Genomic DNA, 5,148 nt, shown 5'->3' with positions numbered 1-5,148 from the left:
ATGCCGTCGCCGACCATTGCCACCTTGCCCTGCGCGCCGAGTTCGGCGCGCAGCGCCGCCACCACGCCGGCCTTCTGCCCCGGCAGCACCTCGGCGCGCACGTCGTCGATGCCCAGCGCGCGGCCCACCGCGTTGGCGCTGCCGGCGTTGTCGCCGCTGATCATCAGCGTGCGCAGGCCGAGGCCGCGCAGCGTTGCGATGGCGGCAGCGGCGCCGGGCTTGAGCGTGTCGCCGAAGGCGAGCAGGCCCAGCAGCTGCCACGCTCCTTCGCCCTCCCGGCCGGCCAGCCACGACACCGTGCGGCCTTCGGCCTGCAGTGCGTGGGCGCGCGGCGACAGTGCAGCGAGCGTGACGCCACTCTCGTCCATCAGCCGGGTGCTGCCGAGCCGCAGCGTGTGGCCGCCGACCACGCCGGCGATGCCGCGGCCGGGCAGGGCCCGCACGTCGGTCGCGGCGGCCAGCGGTGCGCTCGCCGCGGCCAGCACCGCGGCGGCCAGCGGGTGCTCGCTGCCGGACTGCAGCGCCGCCGCCAGCGCCACCAGCTGCTCGCTGCTCAGGCCCGAGTCCGGCGCCGCCTCGGCCGCCGCCAGCCGCGGCCGCCCTTCGGTCAGCGTGCCGGTCTTGTCGAAGGCGACGATGCGCACCGCGTGGGCGATCTCCAGCGCCTGCGCGTCCTTGATCAGGATGCCGCGCCGAGCCGCCGCGCCGGTGCCGACCATGATCGCCGCCGGCGTGGCCAGGCCCAGCGCGCAGGGACACGCGATGACCAGCACGGCGACGGCGTTGAGCACGCCGGCCGACCAGTCGCCGGTGGCGAGGCCCCAGCCGAGCAGCGTGAGCAGCGCCAGCACGACGACCACCGGCACGAACACCGCGCTGACCTGGTCGACCAGGCGCTGGATCGGCGCCTTGCCGGCCTGCGCCGACTCGACCATGCGCACGATGCGAGCCAGCGTGGACTCCGCGCCCACTGCCTGCGTGCGCACCAGCAGCAGGCCTTCGGCATTGAGCGCGCCGCCGGTGACGCGGTCGCCGGCCTGCCTGGCCACCGGCAGGCTCTCGCCGGTGATCAGCGATTCGTCGACGTGGCTGCGGCCGTCCTCCACCACGCCGTCCGCGGCGAGGCGTTCACCGGGGCGCACGACGATCAGGTCGCCGACCGCGAGTTCGGCCACCGGGACGTCGAGGTCGATGCCGTCGCGGCGCACGCGGGCCGTCTCCGGGCGCAGCGCCTGCAGCGCACGGATCGCGTCGGTGGTCTGCCGCTTGGCGCGCGACTCCAGCCACTTGCCCAGCAGCACCAGCGTGATGACCACGGCGGAGGACTCGAAGTACAGGTGCGCCATAGCGCCGTCGGCCTGCCACAGCAGCCACAGGCTGAGGCCGTAGGCGGCGCTGGTGCCCAGCGCGACCAGCAGGTCCATGTTGCCGCTGCCGGCGCGCAGCGCCATCCAGCCGGCGCGGTAGAAGCGCGCGCCGAGCCAGAATTGCACCGGCGTGGCCAGCAGGCACTGCAGCCAGCCATCCAGCATCCAGTGCTTCCCGAACAGGTCGCCGACCATCGGCACGACCAGCGGGGCCGACAGCAGCGCGGCCAGTGCCACCTTCCAGCCATCGCGCGAGGGCGCGGGTGGCGCTGCCGGCTGCCCGGCAGAGACCATGTGGGCGCTGTAGCCGGCCTTCTGCACGGCCGCCATCAAGGCCGCCGCACCCGCCGCGCTGCGCACGCGCTCGACATGCGCCTGTTCGGTGGCCAGGTTCACCGTGGCCGCGAGCACGCCCGGCACCGCCTGCAGCGCCCGCTCGACGCGGCCGACGCAACTCGCGCAGGTCATGCCCTCGATGCGCAGGTCGGCCGCGTCGTGCGGCACGGCGTAGCCGGCGCGCTCGACGGCAGCGGTGAGCGTGCCGGTCGGCACCGGGTGCGACAGCGACAGCCCGGCCGATTCGGTGGCCAGGTTGACGCTGGCCTGCGCAACGCCGGGCACCTTGGCCAGCGCACGTTCGACGCGGCCGACGCAGGAGGCGCAGGTCATGCCCTCGATGGGCAGCGAGAGGGTGGTTTCCGCATTCATGACCACATGATCGACCTTGACATCATGTCAGGGTCAAGCACTTTCGAACTTGATCCACCCGCTTGACCTTGCCATGGTGTCAAGGTCTATCGTTGCGGCATCCTCAATCCGACCCGGAGATCACCATGATCGAACTGACCCTCCCCGACATGACCTGTGGCCACTGCGTCAAGACCGTCACCGGCACGGTCAAGGGTCTCGATGCCGACGCCCAGGTGCAGTGCGACCTGGCCACCCACACGGTGCGCATCGAGTCCAGCCAGAGCGCCGAGGCCGTCAAGCAGGCGCTGGCCGAGCAGGGCTACCCGGCTCGCTGAGCTGCATCGCGTCCTACACTGCGGCCACTTCGAACCTCATGGAGTGAACCGCATGCTTCGACTGATCGCCAAGGGCGCCCTCGTTGCCACGCTGGCCATCCTGCCCATGGCCCATGCGCAGACGCTGCGCTGGGCCAGCCAGGGCGACCCGCAGACCATGGACCCGCACTCGCAGAACGAGTCCATGACCAACATGATGAACGGCCAAGTCTACGAGAAGCTCGTGACCCGCGGCAAGACGCTGGAGATCGTGCCGGCGCTGGCCACCGAGTGGCAGCAGGTCTCGCCGACGCTGTGGCGCTTCAAGCTGCGGCCGAACGTCAGGTTTCACGACGGCACGCCCTTCACCGCCGACGACGTGGTGTTCTCGATCGAGCGCGGCGCCGCACCGACCTCGACGATCAACCAGTACGCCGTCGCGGTCGGCAAGCCGCGCAAGGTCGACGACCTGACCGTCGAGTTCCAGCTCGCCGCGCCGAACCCGATCTTCCTGCAGCACCTCGAGACGCTGTGGATCATGAGCAAGGTGTGGGCCGAGAAGAACAAGGTCACCAGGCCGCTGGACTTCAAGAACAAGGAAGAGAGCTACGCCGGCCTGAACGCCAACGGCACCGGTCCCTACATGCTGGTCAGCCGCGCGCCGGGCATCAAGACGGTCTACAAGCGTTACCCGGCCTGGTGGGGCAAGTTCGAGGGCAACGTGCAGGAGATCGTCTACACGCCGATCGGCAACGACGCGACGCGCCTGGCCGCGCTCGTTTCTGGCGAGATCGACTTCGTGCTCGACCCGGCACCGCGCGACGTGGCGAGGCTGCGCAACACCTCCGGCGTGAAGATCATCGACGGCCCGGAGAACCGCATCGTCTTCATCGGCATGGACCAGGCGCGCGACAAGCTGCTGTACGGCAGCGTGCCCGGCGACAGGAACCCGTTCAAGGACCAGCGGGTGCGCAAGGCCATGTACCACGCCGTCGACATCGAGACCATCAAGACCAAGCTGATGAACGGCCAGAGCTACCCGACCGGCGGCCTGACGCCGTCGCCGCTGGGCTCCTACAACGACCCGGAGATCGAGGGACGGCTGCCCTACGACGTCGCCCTGGCACGCAAGCTGATGGCCGAGGCCGGCTTCGCCGACGGCTTCGAGGTCACGCTCGACTGCCCGAACAACCGCTACATCAACGACGAAGAGATCTGCATCGCGCTGGCCGGCATGTGGGCGCAGCTGAAGATCAAGGTCAAGGTCAGCGCGCAGCCGCGCGCCACCTACTTCCCGAAGATCGAGAAGCAGGACACCAGCCTGTACATGCTCGGCTGGGGCGGCGCGATCACCGATGCCGAGACCACCTTCACGCCGGTGCTGCGCAACCGCGGCGAGAAGGGCCAGGGTTACTGGAACTTCGGCGGCGTGAAGAACGACAAGTTCGACGCGCTGGCCGCGCAGTCCAGCGTCGAGCCCGATGCGAAGAAGCGCGAGGGCCTGATCAAGGCGGCGATGCGCGAGTACAAGGAGCAGGTGCACGTGATCCCGCTGCACCGCCAGGTGATCCCGTGGGCGGCGCGCAGCAACGTGAGCGCCGTGCACCGCCCCGACAACTGGCTCGAGGTGCAGTGGGTCACGGTCGGAAAATGATCGTGACGGCGATCGTCCACATCACCAGGGCGATCGCCGCGTCCAGCATCCGCCAGGCGACCGGCCTGGCGAACAGCGGCGCCAGCAGCCGCGCGCCGTAGCCGAGTGCGAAGAACCACACCCCGCTGGCGCTGACGGCGCCGGCGGCGAAGCTCGTGCGCGAGTCTTCGGGCTGCTGCGCGGCGATCGAACCGAGCAGCACCACGGTGTCCAGCCAGCAGTGCGGATTCAGGTAGGTGAAGGCCAGGCAGGCGAGCAGCGCGGCGCGCAGGTCGCCGACCGCCGGGCCCTGCACCGCCAGCGTGTGCGGCGCCAGTGCCCGGCGCGCCGCCAGCGCGCCGTAGGCGAGCAGGAAGGCGGCGCCGCCCCAGCGCGTCAGCGTCAGCAGGACGGGATGCTCCTGCACCCAGCGGCCGAGCCCGGCCACGCCCAGCGTGATCAGCAGCGCGTCCGACAGCGCACACACCAGCACCACCGGCAGCACGTGGCTGCGCGCCAGGCCTTGCCGCAGCACGAAGGCGTTCTGCGCACCGATGGCGACGATCAGGGCGGCCGAGGTCGCGAAGCCGCGCAGGAAGACAGTGTCCATCGCCGCGATGCTGCGGCCCCGTGCGAACGCAGTCCAGCTAAACTTCCTTCAGTTCCATTAGTGAAACTGATGCAGATAGATTCTCGCCAGCTCGCCGCCTTCGCCGCCGTGTTGCGCGAAGGCAGCTTCGACGCCGCGGCGCGCACGCTGCACGTCACGCCGTCGGCGATCAGCCAGCGCATCAAGGCGCTGGAGGAGCGGCTCGGCCGCGTGCTCATCCGCCGCGGCAGCCCCTGCGTGGCCACCGAGGCCGGCGAGTCGCTGCAGCGCCATGCCCAGCAGCTGCAACTGCTCGAGGCGCAGGCGCTGGCCCCCTTCGGGCTGGCCGATGGGGCGACGGCGGCGCGATCCGCACGTTCCGCCCGCACGGACTCGGTCGCACCGCCCCTGCCGCTGGCCGTCGCCGTCAACGCCGATTCGCTGGCCACCTGGTTCGTGCCGGCGCTGGCTGCGCTGCGCGCGCGGCACGACGTCGTGCTCGACCTGCACGTCGAGGACCAGGTCCATTCCGGTGAACTGCTGCGCCAGGGCCGC

At 70.8% G+C, this 5,148-nt stretch carries 5 protein-coding genes; 3 read left to right on the top strand and 2 right to left on the bottom strand.

All coding sequences use genetic code 11. From position 1 onward, the window contains the following. Positions 1-2,075: heavy metal translocating P-type ATPase (locus AAG801_RS40295; RefSeq protein ID WP_341893486.1), on the bottom strand; the 2,075-nt coding region annotated here is incomplete at its 3' end. Positions 2,076-2,200: 125 nt separating this feature from the next. Here AAG801_RS40295 and AAG801_RS40290 point away from each other — a divergent pair. Beyond that, positions 2,201-2,392 carry a heavy-metal-associated domain-containing protein gene (locus tag AAG801_RS40290; RefSeq protein WP_341893485.1) on the top strand — a complete coding sequence of 64 codons (192 nt, stop codon included), beginning with the start codon at positions 2,201-2,203 and terminating at the stop codon, positions 2,390-2,392. A 52-nt stretch (positions 2,393-2,444) separates the two neighbouring features. Continuing rightward, positions 2,445-4,025, top strand: a complete 1,581-nt coding sequence (locus tag AAG801_RS40285) for an ABC transporter substrate-binding protein (protein WP_341893484.1) — start codon at positions 2,445-2,447, stop codon at positions 4,023-4,025. On the opposite strand, the gene AAG801_RS40280 is transcribed toward AAG801_RS40285, so the two are convergent. Further along, a complete protein-coding gene (locus AAG801_RS40280) occupies positions 4,009-4,614 on the bottom strand; it encodes a LysE/ArgO family amino acid transporter (RefSeq protein ID WP_341893483.1) in 606 nt (201 codons plus the stop codon). The two genes, AAG801_RS40285 and AAG801_RS40280, sit on opposite strands and share 17 nt — an antisense overlap. A 69-nt stretch (positions 4,615-4,683) precedes the next feature. Here AAG801_RS40280 and AAG801_RS40275 point away from each other — a divergent pair. Continuing rightward, positions 4,684-5,148, top strand: a 465-nt coding sequence (locus tag AAG801_RS40275) for a LysR family transcriptional regulator (RefSeq protein WP_341893482.1), incomplete at its 3' end; no start/stop codon positions are given.

The organism is Variovorax sp. YR752, from assembly GCF_943372545.1.
This window is presented reverse-complemented; position numbering and strand designations above follow the sequence as displayed.

Excerpts from the sequence above, each read along its gene's own strand:
- AAG801_RS40290 (WP_341893485.1), top strand. The coding sequence starts at position 2,201 with ATGATCGAACTGACCCTCCCCGACATGACCTGTGGCCACTGCGTCAAG.
- AAG801_RS40285 (WP_341893484.1), top strand. The coding sequence starts at position 2,445 with ATGCTTCGACTGATCGCCAAGGGCGCCCTCGTTGCCACGCTGGCCATC.
- AAG801_RS40280 (WP_341893483.1), bottom strand. The coding sequence starts at position 4,614 with ATGGACACTGTCTTCCTGCGCGGCTTCGCGACCTCGGCCGCCCTGATC.